Raw genomic sequence first — 21018 nt, 5'->3', positions numbered from 1 at the left:
ACGACAGGAGGCCCGGATCACGTCAGCGGGTCTGCTGACGTGATCCGGGCCTCCTGTCCGGTGCCGTGCTACGGACGCGTGCCGCGTCGGATCCCGGGGGCGCCGGCGAGGAGGACCGTGGCGCGGCGCCGGGTGACCAGCAGCGCGCCGGCCAGCAGCAGTGCGATCGCCGCCAGGCCCAGGCCGACCAGGCCGGTGGCCCCCGTGAAGGCGAGCTCGGTCTCGTGGATCACCGCGGCGATCCCCGTGGGGTAGGTGATCGTGATGGTCGCCTGGACCGTCTGCCCGGCGCCGTCGGTGACCACGTACCCGACGAAGGCCGTTCCGGTGAAGCCGTCCTGCGGGACGAAGACGACCTCGCCGTCACGGGTGGTCCAGGTGCCCTGCTCGTCAACGACCAGGCGGTCGACCGGCTTGCCGGATGCCGGGTCGAGCAGGTGGAGCGTGTCGCGGTCGAACGCGGAGCCGCCGGTGGCCGAGTCGTTGTCGAGCGGCGCGACGGTCACGCGGTGGCCCACGATGCCGGTCGCCGAGTCGTCGGTGGCGACCGCTGCGGCGACGACCGTCATGGTGGCGGTCGCGGTGGTCGTCTGGCCGGACGCGTCCGTCACCGTGTAGGTGAAGGTGTCCTTCCCGACGAACCCGGTCGCCGGCGTGTAGACGTAGGCGCCGTCCCGCTGGATCGTCACGGTGCCGTGGGCGGGCTTCCGGGCCACCGTGGCGGTGAGGCCGGTGCCCTGGTCGTCCGCGAGCAGGCCGTGCCGGGCGTCGCGGGTGACGGGGGTGCCGGCGATCGTGCGCCCGGTGTCGTCCGCCGCCGCGATGCCGACCCGGACGGTGACGGTCGCGTCGACGAGCTGACCGGCCGAGTCCTGGGCGCGGTAGGGCACGGTGTCGGTGCCCGAGAAGCCCTTCGCCGGGGTGTAGACGAACGTGCCGTCGGCGGCGATGGTCGCCGTGCCGTAGCGGGCCTGGCCCACTGCGACGACCGTCAGGGCGTCACCGTGGTCGTTGCCGAGCACGCCGTGGCCGGCGACCCGGACCGTCTTGCCGGCCGTGGTCGTGGCCCGGTCGTCCGTGGCGACCGGCGCGACGTCGATGATGACGCGCGCGAACGCGGCGGTGCCGTCGGCGTCGTTGGCCGAGTAGGTGAACCAGTCGCGTCCCGACCAGTCCGCATCGGGCGTGTAGACGTACGAGCCGTCCTTCTCCAGGTCCAGCGTGCCGTTGAACGGCTCCGACTCCATCGCGGCCCAGAGCCCGCGGCCGGAGTCGCCGACCAGCACGCCCTTGTCGGCGGCCATGCGCATGCTGCGGTTCGTCGAAATGGTGTGCCAGTGGTCGATCGCGGCCACCCCGACGACGACCGTGACCGTCGCGCTGGACGTGCGCCCCGCGCCGTCGGTGACGGTGTACTCGAAGGTGTCGGCGCCGGACCAGCCCTTCGCCGGCGTGTAGACGAGCGAGCCGGGCTCGGTGCCCACGGTCACGGTGCCGTGCGCGGCGTCACCGTGGCCCGTGACGGTGAGCGCGGCCCCGCGGTCGTTGCCGGTCAGGGTCGTGCCGGCGATCGGCAGGGCGGTGTTCGCCGCGGTCTTCAGCGCGTCGGCGACGGCGGTGGGCGTCACGGTCACGGTGACGGTGGCCGTCGCGGTGCCGCCGGTCGGGTCGGTCACCGTGTAGGTGAACGTGTCCGTGCCGGAGAACCCGTCGGCCGGCGTGTAGGTGACGGTCGCGGTCGAGCCGCCGGTGACCGTCGCCTTGCCGTGTGCGGGCTCCGACACCGCGGTGACGCGGAGCGCGGTGCCCGAGTCGTTCCCCGTGACGGCGACGTCGACCGGGGTCGCGGCGCTCGTCGTGGCGGTGTCCGCGGCGGCCTTCGGGCTGACGACGATCGTCACGGTGCCCGTGGTGGGCGCGCCGGAGCCGTCGGTGACGGTGTAGTCGAACTCGTCGGGGCCGGAGTAGCCGGGCTTCGGGGTGTACGTGTACGAGCCGTCCTCGTCGACCGTCACGTCACCGTGCTCGGGCCGGGTGTGGTCGGTGACCACCAGGTCCGTGCCCTTCGCGCCCTCGAGCAGGCCGCCGTCGGCGGGCACGGTCGTGGTCGTGTCGGCCTCGGCCGTGGTCGAGCCACCGGCGGTCACGGGCGTGACGGTCACCGTCAGGGTGCCGGTCGCGGTGTTCCCCGACGGGTCGGTCACGGTGTAGGTGACGGTGTCCCGGCCCGAGAAGCCGTCGCGCGGCGTGTAGCTGACCGTGCCGTCGTCGTTGCGGGTCGCGGTGCCGTGCTGGCCGCCCGAGACCGCCTCGACGGTCAGGCCGGTGCCGTGGTCGTTGCCGGTCAGGTCGCCCGAGGTGACGGTGCCGCGGCCGCCGGCGGGGACGGTGAGGGTGTCCGGCTCGGTGGCCGGTCGGACCGTCACGGTCACGGTGCCGGTCGCGGTGCGGCCGCGCTCGTCCGTCGCCGAGTACGTGAAGGTGTCCGTGCCGGAGAAGCCGTCACGCGGAGTGTAGGTGTACGAGCCGTCCTCGGCGAGCTCGACCGTGCCGTGCGCCGGGCGCTGGTCGATCGTCGCGGTCAGGCCGGTGCCGCGGTCGTTCGCGAGCACACCCGCGTCGGCGCCCACCGTGCGGGTCGCGCCGGCGGTCGCGGTGACGGTGTCGGCCGTGGCCCGCGGGCCGACGACGACCGTGATCGTGCCGGTGGTCGAGCGGCCGGAGCCGTCGGTCACGGTGTACGTGACGGTGTCGGTGCCGGAGAACCCGTCGCGCGGCGTGTACACGATGCGTCCGGTGGCCGGGTCGAGCACGGCGGTGCCGTCCGCGCCGCCGGCGACGTCGGTCACGGTCAGCGACGAGCCGCGGTCGTTGGCGGTGAGGGTGCCGGCGTCGATCGCCAGCGGGGCGCCGGCCGTCGTCGACACGGTGTCGGCGGTCGCGACGGGTCGCACGGTCACGGTGACCGTCGCCGGACCGGTGGTGACACCGTCTGCGTCGGTGACGGTGTACGTGAACGAGTCCGTCCCGGAGAACCCGGCGGCCGGGGTGTACTCGACCGTGCCGTCGGCGGCGACGACGGCGGTGCCGTGCGTCGGGCCGGCGGCGATCGCGGTGCGGAGGTCGGAGCCGCGGTCGTTGCGCTGCACGTCGACGGACACCGGGGTGCCCGCGTCCGTGGTGGCGGCGTCCGCGCCGATGGTCGGGTTCACCCGGACGGCGACGGTCGCGGTGGCGGGCGAACCGGAGGCGTCGACCGCGGTGTAGGTGAAGGCGTCGGGGCCGGAGTAGCCGGCGACCGGCGTGTAGACGACCGCGCCGGTCGCCCGGTCGAGCGTCAGGGTGCCGTGAGCCGGAGCGGTGTTCGCGGCGACGGTCAGGCCGGTGCCCAGGTCGTTGCCGAGCACGCCGGTGGCACGGGTGTCGGCCGTGTGGGTCGAGTCGGCGGCGACGGTGATGCGGTCGTCCACCGCCGTCGGCGCGACCTGCACGGTCACGGTCACGGTGTCGGTGCCGCCGGAGCGGTCGGTCACGGTGTAGGTGAACGAGTCCGGACCGGAGAAACCGGCGGCCGGGGTGTACGAGTACGAGCCGTCCGGCCGCACGGTGACGGAACCGTGGCCGGGGGTCCCGGTCGCGGTGACCGTCACGCCGGTGCCGAGGTCGTTGCCGAGCAGGCCCGGTGCGGTGCCGGTGGTGGTGGTCCCGGCCGCGGCCGTGACCGTGTCGGCGGTGGCCGTCGGCAGGACGGTGACCCGGACGGTGCCGGTGACCGTGGCGCCCGTTCCGTCCTTCGCGGTGTACGTGAACGAGTCCGGACCGGAGTAGCCGGCGGCCGGCGTGTACGTGTACGAACCGTCCGCGGCGACCTCGACGGTGCCGTGCGACGGGTCGGAGTGACCGGTGACCGTCAGGTCGGAGCCGTGGTCGTTGGCGAGCAGGCCCGTGGCCGTACCGGCCTTCGCGACTCCGCCGGCGCGCACGGTGACCGTGTCGTCGTCACCCTTCGGCGCCACCGTGACCGAGACGGTGCTGGTCGACGTGCGGCCGGACGAGTCCTTCGCCGTGTACTGGAACGTGTCCGTGCCGGAGAACCGGTCGGCCGGGGTGTACGTGTACGACCCGTCGGCCCGGACCGTGGCGGTGCCGTGCGCGGGGGTGGTGTTCGAGACGACGGACAGGCCGGTGCCGGTGTCGTTCGCCAGGACGCCCCGCGCGGGCACCGTCAGCGTGGTGCCGGACGGCGTGCTGCCGGTGTCGCTCGTGGTGCTCACGTGGGTGGCCTTGAGCGTGTTCGTGAAGGTCACCATGACGTCGGTGCCGTCGGCGGTGGTGGCTGCGGGGAACGTGAAGGTCCCCGTCGGCCCGGTGCCGCTGGCGACGGTGGAGCCGGTGGTCAGGTCGACCGCCTTCCACGAGGTGGCGTAGTTCGCCGGGTCGGTCGTGCCCGCCGGGGTCTGCGTGACCGTGTACCGCTTGTTCGGCGTCGACAGGATCGCGCCGGCCTTCTGCGGCTGCACGCCGGTGGCGGTGCCGCTCGTGGTGCCCGCGCTGCCCGGCTTGGTGGTGTCGATGCCGCCGCCGCTGATCGCGAGGGCGAACTGGTCGTCGCTGTTCCAGCGCTGGTCCACGCTCGCCTGTCCGGTGACGGTGTCGGCGTAGTTGCAGCTGGCCAGGTCGGACGCCGCGAAGTCGCCGACGATCCGGAAGTTGCGGACCTCCTCGCCCGAGGTCGGGTCGAGCTGGTAGATGGTCGTGACCATCGAGTCCTGCGGCGTGTTCGACACGTACAGGTAGCCGTCCGACGAGAACGCGATGCCGGGGCTGTTCGTGCCGGTCGGCAGCGTCGCGATCGCCGTCGCGGCCATCTCCTTCGCGCCCGAGGTCGTCGGCACGGTGTCGGTGCCGGTCTCGACGCGGTACACGGTGTCGGCCGCGACGACGAAGAACAGCCCGCGCGAGCTGAACGCGAAGTCGCCGTTCCCGCTCTTCAGGCCGGTGATCTGGCCGACCTGGCCCAGGTACTTGCCGCTCTTCGGGTCGTAGGCACCGAGCCACCCCCGGTTCGAGCCGTAGTAGTAGATGCCCGTGACCGGGTTGACGGCACCGCGGATGATCGAGCGGTTCATGTCGGTCGCGATCGGGTCCGACGCGGTCCCGGTCTTCGGGTCGTACTGGCGCAGCGTCGCCGACTGGTTGTTCGACGCCGCGAACATCGACACGCCCTCACGCGAGATGCCGAGACCGTTGTTCGCCCCGGTGCCGAGGTTGACGACCGACGCGGTGGTACCCCGCGACGCGCCGGTGCTGATGTCGACGGCGACGACCTGGCCGGTGCCGTCGATCGCGTACAGGGTGTCCTGCGGCGTGCACACCAGCGCGCCGTCCTTCGTGGCGCTGACGGCCGAGGCGGGCTCGGCGGCGAGCACGGCAGAGGTGGCGGTGAGGCCGGTGCCCACCAGGAGCGCGGCACCGAGGACGGCGACGGCGCGCAAGAGGGGACGGCGGGAGGGCAGGGCGGTGCCCCGGGTCGTACGCTGCATGATCACTTTCGGGTCGAGACGATGCGGGCGCTCGACCTCCCGGTGACGGGAGCGCGGTCGTGGCGCCGTCTCGATCCTGGCAGTTCCCGGTGCTCCGTAGGGGACAGTTCTGGTCCCCAGTAGGGGGGACCACTCGTTCTGGGGGTACGCCGGTCGCGGCGCCGGTCCGGCACGGCGCGAGGCGTCCGGGGGTTCCTGTCCGCGGTGTCCGCGGTGTCTGCGGTGTCGATGCGCTTCGTCCCCGGGAACGACGAGACCCCCGCCGACGTGCGGCGGGGGTCTCGGTGGTGCGGGTGTCAGATCAGACGGTCGGGCGGATCACGTCCGGCAGCAGCACGTGTAGCCGGTCGGTCAGTCGCGCCTTCGCCTCGTCGAGCGAGCGGAAGTCCCCGACGTACTCGCCGAAGGTGTCGGCGACGAAGAAGTGGTCGCCCTGCCGGTCGACGGTGCCGCCGTAGTAGCCGCCGTGGTTCGCGACCCACAGGCCGGAGTCGGCCTCGGCCCAGGTGGTCTCGACGCGCGTCGGCTGCTCGGGAGCGACGACCTGGGCCTCGATCTCGGCGATGACCTCGATCGTCTGGGTGTCCAGGGTCACCTCGGCCTGCTGGCGGTGGGCGACGGTCGTGCTCATGGTCGTGCTCCTTCGTGCTGCGGTACGGGTTGTGCTGTCGCCGCGGTCGGCGGCGGTGGTGCGGGTGTCCGTGGTGGTGCTGCGGTGCTGGTGGTCGCCGTGGTCACTCGACCGGTCGGATGACCGACGGGAGCATCACGTGCAGCTGGTCCTCGAGCTTCGTCTGCGCCTCTTCGAGGGAGGCGAAGTCGCCGACGACCAGGCCGAAGGTGTCCGAGGCGACGTAGCGGTCGCCGCGCTTGTCGACGCTGCCGCCGAAGTACCCGCCGTAGCCAGCGATCCACTCGCCCTGGTCCTCCTGCACCCAGGTGACCTTGGCGCGCTTGGGGCGGGACGACGGGGCCGCGACGGCCTCGAGGATCGCGATGGTGTCGACCGTGTCGGTGTCGAGGGTGACCTCGGCCTGCGTCGCGGTGTTCACGGTGGTGGTCATGTCGCTCTCCTTCACGATCCGGGGTACATCTGCTGACACCAGAACGCTACGAGAAGTGCCGAGGTGATCGCCACCGAGGCCCGTGGATTCACGGGTTCCGTCAATGCCGCTCAGGCTCGAGGCCCGGATTTCCGGGGTGGTGTGACGTCATTCCGGGGTACAGGAGTGCGATCGGGGTACTCGTTTTCCGGATCGGGTACAGATGGGGGACGAGACGGCCGGGTCCACGGCCTGGAGGCGCGGCTCGCTAGCGTCGGAGCGTGACCTCCGACAAGCCCGGCGTCGACGATCCCGCCCCGGCCACCGCGCGCAGCCGTCGGCTCGCGACGTGGTGCGCCGCCGCCTACGGCGTCGCCCTGGTGCTCGTCGGGTTCTGGGGCTCCCCCGTCGACGCAGCGGGCGGCCCGTGGCTCACCCGTGTGCTGGCAGCCGCCCATCGCCACGGACTGCCGGACCGCATCGACTACCCCGCCGTCGAGTCACTGGCGAACGTGGTCTTCTTCGTGCCGCTCGGCCTGCTCGTGGTGCTGCTCGCCGGCGCACGCTGGTGGTGGATCGCCACCGCGACGGGCGTGGTCGTCAGCGGGTGCATCGAGACCGGCCAGGCACTGCTCTTGCCGGCACGCGTCGCCACCGTCGACGACGTCGTCGCGAACGGCGTGGGGGCGCTCCTGGGATCCGTTGCGGGCGTGCTGCTGCTCAGGCGGGCGGCTCGACGTCGACGTCCCTGAGGGCGCGTCACGGAGCTGCTCCACCGCCGGGCACGGCCCCGGACACGACGAAGCCCCCGGAGCAGGAGCTCCGGGGGCTTCGTTCAGTTCGTCGAGACTCAGACGGACTCGCGCTGGCGGCGGACCGAGCCGCGGACCAGCAGGAGGCCACCACCGAGGACGACAGCGCCGCCGGCGACCCAGAGGGCCAGGGCGGAGACGGTCGAACCCGTGAAGGCCAGCGTGCCGTCGGTGCCGTCGCCAGCACCGGCGACCGGGACCCCAGCTGCATCGACCGGAGCGACGGTGAACGCCGCGGAGCCGACGACGCCCGAGGTGGCGCCGGTGGCGGTCAGGCTGTAGGTGCCCGAGGCGCCCTGGGGGAACGTGACGTTGACGTCGAGCGAACCGTCCGAATCGGCCGTGTAGGTCTTCGAGACGGTCGTGATCGGCAGCGCGCCGAGCGTGACCGCACCGGCACCGGTGACCTGGACGTTGACGGTCTCGTTGTCCTGGAACGCGCCCGCCGTGAAGTTCACCGAAGCGGTGCCACCGGCGACGGCGGTACCGGAGACGGAGACGTCGGAGTCAGGCGTGTAGCCGGCGGCGTTGGCGACGGCCGGCGTGGCGAGCAGTGCGGCGCCAGCCAGCACCACCGCTGCGATGAGCTTCTTCATGAATGATTCCCCTAGAGATCTGCTGGTCCAGACCCTGAAACCCAGAGCCCGCTGATCCGCCCGTGGTCGACCGCAGCCATGGAGATGGCGGTTGTGATGGCGAAGTTGTCTCAATCTACCGGAGATTTCCAGCTCGGTACCGGGCCGCGTACATTTCAGTCATCCGTCGGCGGGTGTTCATCCGTCCGCAGGAGTGGCGGGGCCGCACCGGCAGCACCGCGAGGGACGGAAATCCCCGATCAGAGCCGTTCGCCAGTGCACTCAAAGGGCACTGTGCGTCTGATCAACACGCTTTGCACGCGGACAGGTCCTCCGGCCGCCCCCTCGGACTGGGGCGTACGGCACCTTCGCAATCTGGACGCTGGGGGGATCAGCCCGTCGCGAGTGGTTGCTCGCACTCGAACGTCAAAGGCTCCGCTTCGGTCTGCCGGACGCCAGGAGTCGAGCTCGCCTGGACCGCCGCCTTCGCGTACTTCGCCTCGCCGAGGAAAGCGACGCGGTAGGTCAGGCGCTCACCGGGCGCGAGCAGGGTCTGCAGCTGAGCCACGGGGTGCCCGCCGTCCGACGCCGTCTGCACGGCCGTCGCCTTGCCGTCCTTCGTGGCACCGAGGAAGATCGCACCCTCGGGGGCGTAGGCGGCGAGCAGGGTCTTGATCCTGCCCGGTTCGACGCCGAAGTCCCCGCCCCCGGTGACGTACCGCGGCAAGCTCGTCGCGGCGTCGGCCGGTGCCGTGTTCTTGATGGTGATCTGGACGACCGACGTCGGTCGTCCGTCCTTCCGGCACACCGAGCTTCCGACAGAGACACTCTTGTCGAGGTAGTAGTCCATCTTCGCTCCGGTGCCGTCGTTCAGGTAGACGGCGAACTGGCTCGAGTCGGCGGTTGCCGTCGGCAGCTCGCCGGCGACCGGTGTCCCGCTGATGCGGCGCTGCTCGGCCTTGTCGGCGCTCCAGAGCCGCAGGCGGCCTTCGTCCGCGCTCTGGGTCAGCGCCGACACGAAGGCCTTCGCGTCGAACCCACCCGACGAGACCTTGGTGAAGACAGCACTCGCGGCCGATGCGAAGAACGCGTCCTGCGCCACCGGATCGGGGTACGTCGCGTAGACGTCGCTCAAGAGCAGCTTGACGGCGGTGTCGGCGGTCAATGTGTCACCGGTCGGCAGTTCGACGGGGCCGGTCGCCCGGAGCAGGTAGCTCAGGGTCACGGGGTCGATGGCGAGCACGCCGTCGACCTGCTGCCCGAACCGCTGCTTCCACATCTCCCGCGCGAGCTTCGCCGACACGTCGAAGCGCGGTGTCAGGGTGACGTCCTGCATGTACCTGCCCGTGATGTCGCCGTAGAGCCCACGCGTGTCGTCGGTCAGGGGCAGCACGGGCTCGTCGTACGGTCCGAAGGACGACCCAGACGCTTGGCTCCCCAAGCTGATCGCGCCGTCCTTCACCTGCAGGAGCGCCACTGCGCCGGGGATGCCCCCACCGGCCCGCAACTCGGCGTTGTTCTGGAACAGCAGCAGGTAGTCCCGGTCCCCGTCGTGGCCGAGCATCGCCGGCGCCAGCTGCACGATGCGGTTCGCCGCGACGGCCTGCTCGGACGCCGACGACAGGGCGTTCCGCAGCTGCCCCACCGCGGTGGTGACCGGCGACAGCGTTCCGCTGGTGTCGATCCGTGCCGCGTCGGTACGTGCCTGCTGGAGTGTCTTCGTGGCTTCGGCGACCGCCGGCTGCGCGTCCTCGATCGGCTGGAGGTCGATCTTGCCGTTCTTCGGTGCGAACGAGTCCGACCCGAGCCCTCCGATGACGGCGGCGACCGGACTGACCGCGTCGCTGGCCACGTCGTCGACGATCACCGACACGTCCCGCACCGCCCGCAGGTTGGTCCCGAAGAACGGCACGGACTGCGCCGCACCCCAGACGGGATCCCCGGTCAGGGACCGCGCCGACGCTGCTTCGTCCTCGAGGTCGCGCGCCGTCTCCTGAGCGCCGGCTGTGTCACCGCCGGTCAGCTGGGACCGGAGCGTGTCGACGTCCCCGACGGCCCGCTCCAGGTGCCCCTTCGCGAGCACGCCGCGGACACCGACCCAGGCGACGGCGAGGATCAGCAGCAGGACAAGGGCGAGGACGACCCACAGGACGATCCGGGCCCTGGACCCCCGGCGTGCTGCAGTGCGTCGCGACTCGGGCGCGTCGGACATGAGGCGATCCTACGGTTCCGCGCGTTCCCAGCCCGTCACCGACGAACGGTATCGACGTGCTCGTGGTACCAGTCGATCGTGCTGCGGAGGCCGTCTTCGAGGCCGATCTGCGCGGTCCAGCCGGCGTCCGCCAGCTTGGAGACGTCGAGCAACTTCTGCGGGGTCCCGTCCGGCTTGCTGGTGTCCCAGACCGTCTCGCCCTGGAACCCGACGATCTTGCCGATCGTCTCGGCGATCTCCTTGATCGTGACGTCCGAGCCGGTGCCGACGTTGACCTGGTCAGGACCGTCGTAGTGCTCCATCAGGTGGAACACCGCAGCGGCCATGTCGTCGACGTGCAGGAACTCGCGACGGGGCGAACCGGTCCCCCAGTTCTCGACCGTCGAGGCGCCGCTGCGAGCGGCTTCGTCGTAGCGACGGATGAGGGCCGGCAGGACGTGGGAGCCGGTCGGCGAGAAGTTGTCGCCCGGACCGTAGAGGTTGGTCGGCATGGCCGAGATCCACGGGCGGCCGTACTGTCGGCGGACGGCCTGCACCTGCAGGATGCCGGCGATCTTCGCGATGGCGTACGCGTCGTTCGTCGGTTCGAGGTGTCCCGTGAGCAGCGCGTCCTCGTGGATCGGCTGCTCGGCCATCTTCGGGTAGATGCAGGACGAGCCGAGGAACACGAGCCGCTCGACACCGTGCTCCACGGCGGCATCCATCACGTTGACCTGGATCTGCAGGTTCTCGCTCAGGAAGTCGTGCGGGTAGGTGTTGTTCGCCATGATCCCGCCGACCTTGGCAGCGGCGAGGACGACGTGCTTCGGCTGCTGGTCCGCGAAGAAGGCGAACACGGCGCCGCGGTCCTTCAGGTCCAGCTCGGACGAGGTCCGCCCGATCAGGTCGTCGAAGCCCTCGGACTGCAGTCTGCGCCACACTGCCGACCCGACCAGGCCGCGGTGTCCGGCGACGTAGACGCGGTCGTCTCGGTCGATCGGACCGGGGGTGTAGTCGGTCGTGGTCATCAGGAACCCCAGCTCTCGAGTCGGACGGTGTCGATCCACGGGCGACCCTCGTGCTCCAGGGCCGCGATGTCGGCGTCGACCATGATGCGCGCGAGCGCGGCGGTGTCCACCGTCGCCTCCCATCCGAGCTTCTCCTTGGCCTTCGACGCGTCACCGACGAGGGCATCCACCTCGCTCGGGCGCAGGTAGCGCTCGTCGAACCGGACGTGGTCTTCCCAGTTCAGCCCGGCGTGCGAGAACGCCGTCGTCAGGAAGTCCTTGACCGTGAAGTTCCCGCCGGTCGCCAGCACGAAGTCGTCCGGCTCGTCGGCCTGCAGCATCCGCCACATGCCCTCGACGTACTCAGCGGCGTACCCCCAGTCGCGGACGGAGTCGAGGTTGCCGAGGTACACGTGGTCCTCGAGGCCGGCCTTGATCCGGGCCACTGCCCGGGTGATCTTCCGGGTGACGAACGTCTCTCCGCGCCGCGGCGACTCGTGGTTGAAGAGGATGCCGTTGACCGCGAACATCCCGTAGGCCTCGCGGTAGTTCCGCGTCACCCAGTAGCTGTAGACCTTCGCGGCGCCGTAGGGAGAACGCGGCCAGAACGGTGTCTCCTCGTTCTGCGGCGGCGGCGTCGCTCCGAACATCTCGGACGAGGACGCCTGGTAGAAGCGCGTGTGGATGCCCGACACCCGGACCGCCTCGAGCATGCGCATCGTGCCCACACCCGTCACGTCGCCGGTGTGTTCGGGCTCGTCGAACGACACCCGCACATGCGACTGCGCCGCGAGGTTGTAGACCTCGTCGGGCTTCAGCTCGCTGAGGAGGCTGACGAGCCGCGCGCCGTCGCCCAGGTCCCCGTAGTGCAGGAACAGCTTGGCGTCAGGGTTGTGCGGGTCCACGTACAGGTGGTCGATCCGCGAGGTGTTGAACGTGGACGCACGACGGATGACCCCGTGCACCTCGTACCCCTTCCGGAGCAGCAGCTCGGCCAGGTACGACCCGTCCTGTCCGGTGATGCCCGTGATGAGCGCCCGCTTCGTCAAACGTTTCCCCAGTTCTCGCTGTGGAGCTCGTCGCTTCTCCGGCGGCCCCTTCAGCCCCTGAGCATACGGACGTACGCACGGTGGAACGACATGGGCGCGTCTGCGAGCGCAGGTTGTTCCCGTGCTTCGATGCGTGTGCTGGACAGTCGACCGAAGTCACCCACGTCCGCGATCGTGGGCGCTACGATCCAACCCACTCCCTCGGGACGATTCGAGGGATCTGACCGATGAGAAGCGTGGCGATGTGGCCCAGATCGTGATCGTGCAGCCGTACGTACCGGTCTATCGATCTGCACTCTTCTCCGAACTCGGTCGCCGGCTCCGTTCGAACGGCCACGAACTGGTGGTCCTCTCTGGAGAGCCGGACGGCGAGCAACGCGAGCGCCGCGACGGCGTCGAGCTTGCCGACGTCCGGCATCGCATCTTCGAGACCAGATCGGTGAAGATCGGTCCGAAGACGGTACGAACAGCGCCCGGGCCTTCTGCATGGGCGGCAGCGGACGTGGTCGTCGTCGAACTCGCGGCCGGAGCGATCTACTCGTACCGGGCATTGCTCGGATCCACTCCGACTGCTGTCTGGGGGCACGTGGGTTCCTACGTCAATCGAGACTCGTTCACCTCGAGGGTCTTGCGGCGCTGGCAGGTCCGGCGAGCGGATGCAGTCCTCGCCTACACGCCCAGCGGAGGCGACATCGCCCTCTCGTTCGGCGCAGATCCAGCCAAAGTGTCCGTCCTCGGCAACACATCCGACACTGGCGCGCTTCGCCGGGCTGTTCTTGCGGCACGGGAGCGGTCCGAGGAGGAAGCGCGTGCAGAGATCGGGGTGCGGGACGGCCCGTACTTCGCGGTCATCGGCGGCCTCGATGCGAGCAAACGAGTAGATCTCTTCGCCTCGACGCTCGACGTCTTGTGGGAGAGGAGATCACCGGCCCGGTTCGTGGTCGCGGGTCGCGGGCACCTCGAGCACCTGCTGGAGGCGGCGATCAGGCGTAAGCAGGTGCACCTGATCGGCTATGCCGGCACTCGCGAGAAGGCTCTCTTGGCGCGAGTGTGCATCGGAGTCTTCAATCCGGGCAGAGTCGGACTGATCGCCCCGGAGAGCTTCGCCCTCGGACTGCCCATCGTCACAGCCGAGTGGGCGTTCCACGCTCCGGAGTTCGAGTACCTCCGTCCGGGCATCGACTCGCTCGTCGCGGACGATTCACCAGAAGCGCTGGCCGCCGCACTCCACGAGCTGGTGACCAGGCCGGAAGAAGCCGTTCGTCTGGCGCGCGCCGCGGAATCCCGAGCGGATGAGTACAGACTCGAGGAGATGGTGGACCGGATGCAACGATCCGTCGAACAACTCCTGCGACGTTCCGGACCGGCCCCGTCGAGATGAAGCCCCGCTCGCCCGCGCCCTTCAGCTACGGTCTCTCCATCGATCTTCCGCGCCGAAGGAGAAGATGATGTCGCTTCTGGACCGCGTGATCAGAGCTCGTCGCGGGCCCTTCTCGCGCGCTGCACGGGAGATCCTGTCCATCTATGGGATGGAGATTCCGGCGCACGTCGAGATCGGGTCTGGGCTGCAGGTCATGCACCGTGGTTTCGGCGTCGTCCTGCATCCACGCACAGTCATCGGGAACAACGTCACCATCTACCACGGGGTGACCATCGGACGCGGCGACGTCTGGGTACCAGAGGTCGCCTCTGCGCTCGGCGGCTTCGTCATCCACGACGATGCCATCATCTGCGCCGGAGCGAAGATCATCTGCGCCCGCGGTTCCCTCACCATCGGGGAGGGTGCGATCGTCGGTGCCAACGCCGTCGTCACGAAGAGCGTTCCCGCTGGCGAGATCTGGGCGGGTTGCCCCGCACGGAGGATCGGCACCCGATGATCGTTCCGGAGCTCGGCCAGGAGGCGTCAGCTTCGACGGAGGGCTCGCCGTCTGCGCTTCGACCTGCCGCTTCGACGCACGTCGCGGAGAGCCTGCTTGAACGCGTCGATGGCCGCTTCAGGAGAGAGGAGTCGTTCGTAGTAACGAACCCCTTCGAGACCCATCTGCGATGAGCGCTCGGCATCGGCACCGACCTCGATGACGGCGTCCAAGAGTGCTCGCGCATCCCCCGCTCCGACACGGACACCGGCCCGGGAAGCCGTGACCTCCTCGTCCGTCACACCCCCTGCGTCCGTCGCAGCGACCACGGGCCTTCCCGCTGCGAAGTACGACGTCAGCTTGCTCGGCACCGCCATGCCCGACACGCCGGGGAGCTCGTTGACCAGCAGAACGTCTGCTGCGGTCAGAGCGAGCGCGTACTCGTCATCCGGCAGAGAGCCGATGAACTCGATCTGGGTCAGACCTGCGGCCATGTCCACGAGACGATCGCGCTGATTGCCTCCGCCGATGAACACGAACCGGACCCGGTCACCGCGGCGTTCTGCGAGCTCAGCCGCGCGCACCACGTTCTCGAGCCCCTGCTTGACGCCCATGTTGCCTGTGTGCAACGCGATGATCTCGTCACCGCCCCAGCTCAGCTTCGACCGTGCCGCGGCCCGACGACTTCCTTCGACCGGGCTGATGTGGGTCCAGTTCCGGATGATCCGCACACGGTCTGCCTCGACTCCGAGCAACGACGTGACCGTGTGACGGAAGCGCTCGTGGATGACGGTCACGGTGCCAGCCGTCCGGAACAACCACGACTCGACCGCTGTGACGACCTTCGCGACCTCCGCCCGGCCTCCCGTTTCGCGGACCCCGAGGCTGTACAGGTCCTGCACCCAGACGAGGACCGGTGTGCCGGGGTTCAGCAGCTTCAATCGGAGCATCGTGACCGCACTCGCGAACATGCTCGGAGACACGAGGACGACCACATCGGGCCGCCCCAAGGAGGAGAAAGCGGAACGGACGCCGAAGGAGAGTTCGGACACGAGGCGACGGAGCGCAGTGGGGCGGCGAGGGACGTAGTGCAGTCTCCGGCGGAGGCGGACACCCTGGAGTGTCTCGTCACGCTTCCATTGGCCGTAGCCTGCTCGTATCTGCCAATCCGGGTAGTACGGATGCGCGGTGACGACCGTGAGGTCGAACTCCCCACTCGCTTGCAGCCCCTCAGCGAGTGATGTGACGTACGGTGCGTTGCCGCTCGGTTCCGGTGCGTAGTTCTGTGCGAAGATCACGACAGAGACTCGGGAAGACACCCGAGGACAGTAACAGCCGGGGTCATCCTCGATCGAGTACGGGACGTTGAACTGTGAACCTCGACAAAGAGCCGTCGGAGCGGCCCCGGATCATCAGCTTGCGAGCGGCACCCGGAGAGCGCACGTCCTGGGGGCGGCCAGCACCGATCGTGTACCTCTGGGGCCTCGCGGAGCTGCTCTTCGTCACGAATCCCGTCCAGATCAGCTCGCGGCTCCGCGTCGCCGTGCTCCGCCGCTTCGGAGCGGACATCGGCGACGGAGTGATCTTCCGCCCCCGCACCCGGGTGCGCTTCCCGTGGAAGCTCCGAGTCGGCGATGACAGCTGGATCGGCGAGGGTGTCTGGATCCACAACCAGGACCACGTGACGATCGGCCATGACGTCGTCGTCTCGCAGGACACGTTCGTCACCACAGGGAGTCACGCGCACCGGAGGGACATGGGGCTGATCACCCGCCCGATCGTCATCGAGGACGGTGCCTGGGTCACGGCTCGCTGCGTGGTCCTCGGCGGCGCCCACATCGGACGGTCAGCACTCGTCCAGCCGCTCTCCGTGGTCCGTGGTGTGATCCCCGAGAACTCGATCGCGGTCGGGAACCCGGCCGTCGTGACGGGCACGCGGCATGGATGAGCGCGTCGTTCGACACGTGGTCACGCTCGTCTCTCCCGACGGCCGCTTCGGGGGGCCCACGAAGGTCGCGCTCGACATCGCAGCTGAGCAACGCCGACGTGGGATCGACTCGTCGGTGTTCGCGGGAGCAGAGGGGTTCGGGACGCTGCCGACGGAGTGGCACGGCGTACCGCTCCAACTCGCACGTTCCCAGCGCCTCGTCCCGGCGATGGGTTTCGCAACCACGGTCGCGCCGGGCCTCCGACGGATGCTCCTTCGCGGGCTCACCGGGAGGGAGATCTTCCACGTCCACCTCGCGCGTGACCTCGTGACGTTGCCGATCGCCATGGCACTGCGCCGACGATCGCTCCCCTACGTCGTCCACACCCACGGGATGATCGACGCGTCCTCGAAGCGGTCGGCACACATCGTCGATGCGTTGATGACCGAACGCGTGGTGTCGTCCGCTCGGAAAGCCCTGGTCCTCACTCCGGAGGAGGGCCGCGAGATCGCTCGGCTGTCGGCAGGAACGACGCCGTCGGTCCTGTTCGAGAACGGGATCCCCCTGCACGAGGACGCCGAGCCGCGACCTCGACGAGGCGCGCTGTTCCTCGGTCGGCTCCATCCGCGGAAGGGGGCGACCGTGTTCGCTGCCGCGGCCGCAGAGCTGGCGAGTCGCTACCCGGACGGCACCTTCCGGATCGCTGGGCCCGACGAAGGGGACCTCTCCAACGTCCGCCGCACACTCTCCACGTTCCCCGGCGGCAAGCGTGTCACGATCGTCGGACCGGTCGCCCCGGACCAGGTCAGCGAGCACATGAGATCGGCTGAGGTGTTCGTGCAGCCGGCCGCCGACGAGCCCTTCGGCATGACGATCCTGGAGGCGATGTCCGTCGGAACGCCGCCTGTCGTGCACCACACTTCCGCGCTCGCCCCGCTCATCTCGGCGGCACGGGCGGGGTGGACCTTCAGAACCGTCGACGAATTGCGGCTCCGACTCGCGGAAGCGTTGAACTCGCCTCAGACGACAGCCGAGACCGGTGCGCGAGCAAGGCAGATCGCGCAGGAGCGGTTCTCGCTGTCGAAGGTGGTCGAAGGCCTGCAGGACGTCTACGATGCCGAAGCCTGACGTCCCTGAGCGCAGCCGGGGACGGTTGCCGGTCCTGCACTGGTTCACGAACATCGCAGCTCCGTACCGGGTTCCGGTCTGGGAACACATCGCGAGCCGAGCCGACCTGACGGTGTTCCTCCTCGAGAGCGACCGGCAGCGTGTCCGCGAAGGGCGTCGCCCAGCCGATTGGTCTGAGCGTGGCCTCCGCCGGCTGCGGCACCGGACACTTCGCACGTTCAAGTTGCGCCGGGGCGAGACGAGCTTGTACACGCTCCTCGACCCTCGATTCGCGTTCGCCCGGAAGCCGAGCGCCGTCCTGCTCGGAGGATGGGAGTCCCCCGCGTACTGGCAACTCCTGCTCGTCGCGAAGCTCCGTCGGGTCCGGACCGTCGGCTTCTACGAGTCCACTCTCAACACGAACCGCCACCGCTCAGGAGTCATCGCTCGCGCGCGCAGCCTGTTCATGCGGTCTCTCGACGCGGTCGTCGTCCCAGGCGCCGATGCAGAGGACGCCCTGAAGAGTTTCGGTGTCGCGGCGGAACGCATCCATCGCGGTTTCAACGCCGTCGATGTGCAGCACATCGCAGATCGAGCGCGTTCGGTCCGCGCCAGCGACCAACAATCTCGCGGACACCGATTCATCTTCGTCGGACAGCTGATCAGCCGGAAACAACCCGCTCTCCTGTTGCGAGCGTTCGCGGAGGTCCGCGGGCCGGAGGACGTCCTGGTCTTCGTCGGTGATGGTCCCGAGCGACGCACCTTGGAAGAGCGTGCTCGAACCTTGGGCCTCAGTGGGCACGTCACGTTCACGGGGACCACGGAAAACGACGCGGCCATCGACGAGGTGATCGCGAGCCACACCCTGGTCCTTCCGTCTTCCGAGGAGGTCTGGGGGCTCGTCGTCAACGAGGGGCTGGCCGCCGGACTCCACGCGGTGGTCACCGCGAGCAGCGGCGTCGCAGCCTCGACGAAGCACATGCGGGGTGTCTACACCTGCGCTTCTGACGTGGACTCCCTTGCACAGGCGCTCGTCGCGTCGAAGTCGGATTGGCGTGGACACATCAGCGCCCCGGAGATCCTGGAGCACACGCCGGCCGCGTTCGCCTCAGTGTTCCTCGGCGCACTCGAACAGCGCTGAGGTCGGGTCCCGATCACTCCCAGGCGATCCCCCGCCGGACGACGGACGCAGGATTGCCCGCGATGAGACTGTTCGGTTCGTCGACGCTCCTCGTCACGACTGCGCCGCTCGCGACGACGCACCCGTCGGCGATCTCGACACCCTTGAAGATCATCGCCCTACTCCCCACCCACACGTGATCCCCGAGGACGATCGGAGCGGACCGAGATCGTCGTCGATCTCCGCTCCGGAAGACGTGCTGGTCGTCGTCCAAGATCTGGACATCCCACCCGATCGCGCATCCCCGCCCGACCGTGAACCCGGAACTCACGATGATGCGAACGTTCGGAGAGAAGTAGCTGTCCTCACCGACGCTCATCACCGCTCCCGGGGCCACCTCGATCCTCGACCCGACTCCGACCGCGATCCTGCCGTGGATCAGGAGCCTGCCACGCACTCGGAGGATGCCGTCATCTCGACCGGTCGCGAAACCGTACGGGCGCGTTCCGAGTGTCAGACGAGCTCGCCCACCGATCAGTTCCGGCGTCCCGTGCAGACGGAAGCGCCGCCCGATGAGTACCCGATGCCCGCGGACCAGCTGGAGAAGTGTACGGCTCCAAGAAATACGGAAATCCCCGAACAGCAGAAGAACGAGTCGCCTCATGGCGTCAAGATTAGGTCGTCGGGGGTACCGAACCGGCTAGAGTTCGGACATGCGATCGGGGACACGCACAGGCGCGCTGGTCATCCTCGCAGCAGTGGTCACCTGCATGTTGGCGATCGGGGTGTCCTCTGATCCGCGCGTGGCATTGGTCATCCCCGCCGCGCTCGCGCTCGTCCTGGTCATCCGCTACTCCTGGGCACGCGCCGCCTTCTTCGTGTTCGGCGCATTCCTCGTGTTCCAGACGTCGAGCGGTCTGAGCGCACCGAAGCTGTTCTACTTCGCGGTGGTCGGCGTATCGGTGTTGGTCAGTTTGACGAAGGTGAGAGGGCTGTCGGAATCGGCAGCGTTGCGGCCGCTCTTCCCGGCCTACGTGGGCGGAATCGGGATCATCCTGTGGCAGGCGCTGATCGTCCTTCCGTACTCCGTCGCGGTCCAAGGGGCATCCCTGTCCAACTGGCTCCGAGACGGTGCGACGTACATCTTGATCGGCTGCGCAGTGATCATCGCCATCGACGCGATCGGGACCACGAGCGTTCGTACGTCTCGCATCCTGGTGGTCATGGTGGGTGCACTCGCCGCGTACAGCTTCGCCGCACGATGGATCGCCGCGCGTGGTCTGGTGTCGACGCAGCCCGTGGACGGCGACGCCGCTCTCCTGTCCTCCCTGACCGCGCTGACGTTGGCCGTTTCACTGAGCTTCGCGATGGCGTTGGCGGGCTCCCGGATCAACTGGGCGTGGTTCGCGGCAGGCGTCGCCTTCGTGTTCGCGGTCCTGGTGACCGGTACTCGAACCGGAGTGGTCTTCGCCGCAGTCCTGATCGGCATCGTGGGCGCGCGGAGCAAGCGACGCGCACCTGTCCGTCGGATCGTCACGGCCGCCGTGGTCGGCCTCGCGGCGATCGCGGCGGCCGTTCCCCTGACTGCCCAGTTCTTCCAGAACGAGAACTTCCTGGCTCAGCGCTTCGCGAGCATCTGGCAGACGATCCAGAACGGCGTCGATTCTGACCAGTCGGGAGCCATCCGTTCTCGTGCGTACGAGTACTGCCTCACGTTGTGGCAGCAGAACCTCTTGATGGGCAGGGGCGAAGGCCAGACCTTCGTCAATCCGACCACGGGTGTGGCCGGTACCGACTTCTCGGTCGACAGTCCGCTCGTCTACCTGGCGAAGTTCGGCATCATCGGGTGCATCATCCTGCTCACGTGCCTCGTCCTGATCTTCGTTCCGTTGTTGCGGCGTGCGCCCATGTTCGACTGGACGCTCGCGAACACCGCAGTCCGAGGGTGCGTGGCGATCCTCATCGCGCTCCTGCCGTTCGGCGCCTCCCTGGAGGACAAGGGCTTCGCGATCACGGTCGGGCTCGCCGTCCTGCTCGTCGGTGCGTCGCTCGCTGAGCAGAAGCCAGCGGTCTCAGGTCTGCTTCCTCGAAGCAAGACGAGCGAGTCCCCGCTCCGTGAGAAGCGAAAGCGCGGGCACGGCGGACGTGAAGCCGCGACGGTACCGGCGGCCCGTCGAGCCTGATTGCCCGACGAAGTGCGGCCGTTCGGGAAAACGCTCGATCCGGATCTGTTGCAGCGCCGCTGAACGCGCCACCGCCCCGGCGAGGACGTGCTCGAAGTAGATCCCGGCCTCCTCGTCGACGGCTGCGGCGTCGGCAAGGAGGATCGTCCGCCACGCGTGCGCGCGGGCACCGACGAACCGCGTGTCGGCGAATGACCGGTCAAGGGTCATCCGGACCCGGACGGTGTCGAGCGGGATCGGGTGGACGAGTCGTCGGGCGTTCCGGAGGACGAGTCGACCGGTGGACTTGTAGATGCTCTGGTCAGGGCCTGAATCCTGCTCGACGACGGCAATCCCACATGCGATCGCATCAGCCTCGAGACGGCCCTTGCCGCGGCTCGCGTCCGATCCTGACGGGTCGAACTGGACCGTTCGGATGCGATGGCGCAGTCGGGGATCGACCGCTGACAAGAGCTCCGTCGCGGTCGCTCCGCTCGTCTCCACCACGGTGAGATCGAACGACGTGCCTTCGAGCTGCGTGGCCCAGGTCGAGATCGCGTGTCGGTACTGATCGAGTCTCGCCTCGGGATCGTGCTGCACGAGGTACATCGTCGTGTTCGGACGC

The 21018-nt window shown here is 69.2% G+C and carries 17 protein-coding genes; 7 read left to right on the top strand and 10 right to left on the bottom strand.

The genetic code is table 11. The features are described from left to right. Nucleotides 1–68 precede the first annotated feature (68 nt). The 3 genes from I8920_RS02700 to I8920_RS02690 all read right to left on the bottom strand — a co-directional run bounded on the left by I8920_RS02700 (nt 69) and on the right by I8920_RS02690 (nt 6607). On the bottom strand, nt 69–5543 hold the full coding sequence (locus tag I8920_RS02700; protein ID WP_198657657.1) for an Ig-like domain-containing protein: 5475 nt from the start codon (nt 5541–5543) through the stop codon (nt 69–71). A gap of 301 nt (nt 5544–5844) precedes the next feature. Further along, nucleotides 5845–6174 carry a hypothetical protein gene (locus I8920_RS02695; RefSeq protein ID WP_198657656.1) on the bottom strand — a complete coding sequence of 110 codons (330 nt, stop codon included), beginning with the start codon at nt 6172–6174 and terminating at the stop codon, nt 5845–5847. Between the two features lie 103 nt (nt 6175–6277). Then, nucleotides 6278–6607 (bottom strand): hypothetical protein, encoded by a 330-nt coding sequence (locus tag I8920_RS02690; RefSeq protein WP_198657655.1) that lies wholly within the window; start codon nt 6605–6607, stop codon nt 6278–6280. 260 nt (nt 6608–6867) lie between these two features. Between I8920_RS02690 and I8920_RS02685 the strand changes: the two genes are divergently transcribed. Beyond that, nucleotides 6868–7338, top strand: coding sequence for a VanZ family protein (locus I8920_RS02685; protein ID WP_198657654.1), 471 nt, complete (start codon nt 6868–6870; stop codon nt 7336–7338). Nucleotides 7339–7436: 98 nt separating this feature from the next. Here I8920_RS02685 and I8920_RS02680 read toward each other — a convergent pair whose 3' ends face one another. From I8920_RS02680 to gmd, 4 genes are all read right to left on the bottom strand, one after another. Beyond that, entirely contained in the window at nt 7437–7994 is a 558-nt protein-coding gene (locus tag I8920_RS02680; protein ID WP_198657653.1) for a hypothetical protein, read from the bottom strand. A gap of 370 nt (nt 7995–8364) precedes the next feature. Further along, nucleotides 8365–10185, bottom strand: a complete 1821-nt coding sequence (locus tag I8920_RS02675; RefSeq protein WP_198657652.1) for a DUF4012 domain-containing protein — start codon at nt 10183–10185, stop codon at nt 8365–8367. A 35-nt stretch (nt 10186–10220) separates the two neighbouring features. Further along, entirely contained in the window at nt 10221–11192 is a 972-nt protein-coding gene (locus tag I8920_RS02670; RefSeq protein WP_198657651.1) for a GDP-L-fucose synthase family protein, read from the bottom strand. Next, nucleotides 11192–12220 carry a GDP-mannose 4,6-dehydratase gene (gmd, locus tag I8920_RS02665; RefSeq protein ID WP_198657650.1) on the bottom strand — a complete coding sequence of 343 codons (1029 nt, stop codon included), beginning with the start codon at nt 12218–12220 and terminating at the stop codon, nt 11192–11194. The genes I8920_RS02670 and gmd overlap by 1 nt, the downstream gene beginning before the upstream one ends. Nucleotides 12221–12464: 244 nt before the next feature. Between gmd and I8920_RS02660 the strand changes: the two genes are divergently transcribed. Then, complete coding sequence (locus tag I8920_RS02660; RefSeq protein ID WP_198657649.1) at nt 12465–13601, top strand: glycosyltransferase family 4 protein; 1137 nt, start codon at nt 12465–12467, stop codon at nt 13599–13601. Between the two features lie 148 nt (nt 13602–13749). Then, nucleotides 13750–14097, top strand: coding sequence for a serine O-acetyltransferase (locus I8920_RS02655; RefSeq protein WP_198657648.1), 348 nt, complete (start codon nt 13750–13752; stop codon nt 14095–14097). Between the two features lie 26 nt (nt 14098–14123). Here the strand turns inward: I8920_RS02655 and I8920_RS02650 are convergent, their stop codons facing one another. Next, nucleotides 14124–15374 carry a glycosyltransferase family 4 protein gene (locus I8920_RS02650; protein WP_232832797.1) on the bottom strand — a complete coding sequence of 417 codons (1251 nt, stop codon included), beginning with the start codon at nt 15372–15374 and terminating at the stop codon, nt 14124–14126. Nucleotides 15375–15544: 170 nt separating this feature from the next. Here I8920_RS02650 and I8920_RS02645 point away from each other — a divergent pair, with 170 nt between their 5' ends. The 3 genes from I8920_RS02645 (at nt 15545) to I8920_RS02635 (ending at nt 18252) form a co-directional block, all read left to right on the top strand. Continuing rightward, a complete protein-coding gene (locus tag I8920_RS02645; RefSeq protein ID WP_225559276.1) occupies nt 15545–16024 on the top strand; it encodes an acetyltransferase in 480 nt (159 codons plus the stop codon). Next, a complete protein-coding gene (locus I8920_RS16320; RefSeq protein ID WP_198657645.1) occupies nt 16017–17132 on the top strand; it encodes a glycosyltransferase in 1116 nt (371 codons plus the stop codon). Before I8920_RS02645 ends, I8920_RS16320 begins: the two co-directional genes overlap by 8 nt. A 244-nt stretch (nt 17133–17376) precedes the next feature. Beyond that, the gene (locus I8920_RS02635; RefSeq protein ID WP_198657644.1) at nt 17377–18252 is read left to right on the top strand and encodes a glycosyltransferase family 4 protein; all 876 of its coding nucleotides are present in this window, start codon (nt 17377–17379) and stop codon (nt 18250–18252) included. 13 nt (nt 18253–18265) lie between these two features. Here I8920_RS02635 and I8920_RS02630 read toward each other — a convergent pair whose 3' ends face one another. Then, nucleotides 18266–18688 (bottom strand): acyltransferase, encoded by a 423-nt coding sequence (locus I8920_RS02630; protein WP_198657643.1) that lies wholly within the window; start codon nt 18686–18688, stop codon nt 18266–18268. 346 nt (nt 18689–19034) lie between these two features. Between I8920_RS02630 and I8920_RS02625 the strand changes: the two genes are divergently transcribed. Continuing rightward, complete coding sequence (locus I8920_RS02625; protein ID WP_198657642.1) at nt 19035–20414, top strand: O-antigen ligase family protein; 1380 nt, start codon at nt 19035–19037, stop codon at nt 20412–20414. Here I8920_RS02625 and I8920_RS02620 read toward each other — a convergent pair. Further along, entirely contained in the window at nt 20304–20993 is a 690-nt protein-coding gene (locus I8920_RS02620) for a hypothetical protein (RefSeq protein ID WP_198657641.1), read from the bottom strand. The two genes, I8920_RS02625 and I8920_RS02620, sit on opposite strands and share 111 nt — an antisense overlap. Nucleotides 20994–21018: the final 25 nt, after the last annotated feature.

The organism is Curtobacterium sp. YC1 (assembly GCF_016267665.1).
GTDB lineage: Bacteria > Actinomycetota > Actinomycetes > Actinomycetales > Microbacteriaceae > Curtobacterium.
This window is presented reverse-complemented; position numbering and strand designations above follow the sequence as displayed.

What these genes read in the sequence shown, in the direction of transcription:
- I8920_RS02700 (WP_198657657.1), bottom strand. Translation starts at nt 5,543, where the DNA reads ATGCAGCGTACGACCCGGGGCACCGCCCTGCCCTCCCGCCGTCCCCTC.
- I8920_RS02695 (WP_198657656.1), bottom strand. Translation starts at nt 6,174, where the DNA reads ATGAGCACGACCGTCGCCCACCGCCAGCAGGCCGAGGTGACCCTGGAC.
- I8920_RS02690 (WP_198657655.1), bottom strand. Translation starts at nt 6,607, where the DNA reads ATGACCACCACCGTGAACACCGCGACGCAGGCCGAGGTCACCCTCGAC.
- I8920_RS02680 (WP_198657653.1), bottom strand. Translation starts at nt 7,994, where the DNA reads ATGAAGAAGCTCATCGCAGCGGTGGTGCTGGCTGGCGCCGCACTGCTC.
- I8920_RS02675 (WP_198657652.1), bottom strand. Translation starts at nt 10,185, where the DNA reads ATGTCCGACGCGCCCGAGTCGCGACGCACTGCAGCACGCCGGGGGTCC.
- I8920_RS02670 (WP_198657651.1), bottom strand. Translation starts at nt 11,192, where the DNA reads ATGACCACGACCGACTACACCCCCGGTCCGATCGACCGAGACGACCGC.
- I8920_RS02655 (WP_198657648.1), top strand. Translation starts at nt 13,750, where the DNA reads ATGGAGATTCCGGCGCACGTCGAGATCGGGTCTGGGCTGCAGGTCATG.
- I8920_RS16320 (WP_198657645.1), top strand. Translation starts at nt 16,017, where the DNA reads ATGGATGAGCGCGTCGTTCGACACGTGGTCACGCTCGTCTCTCCCGAC.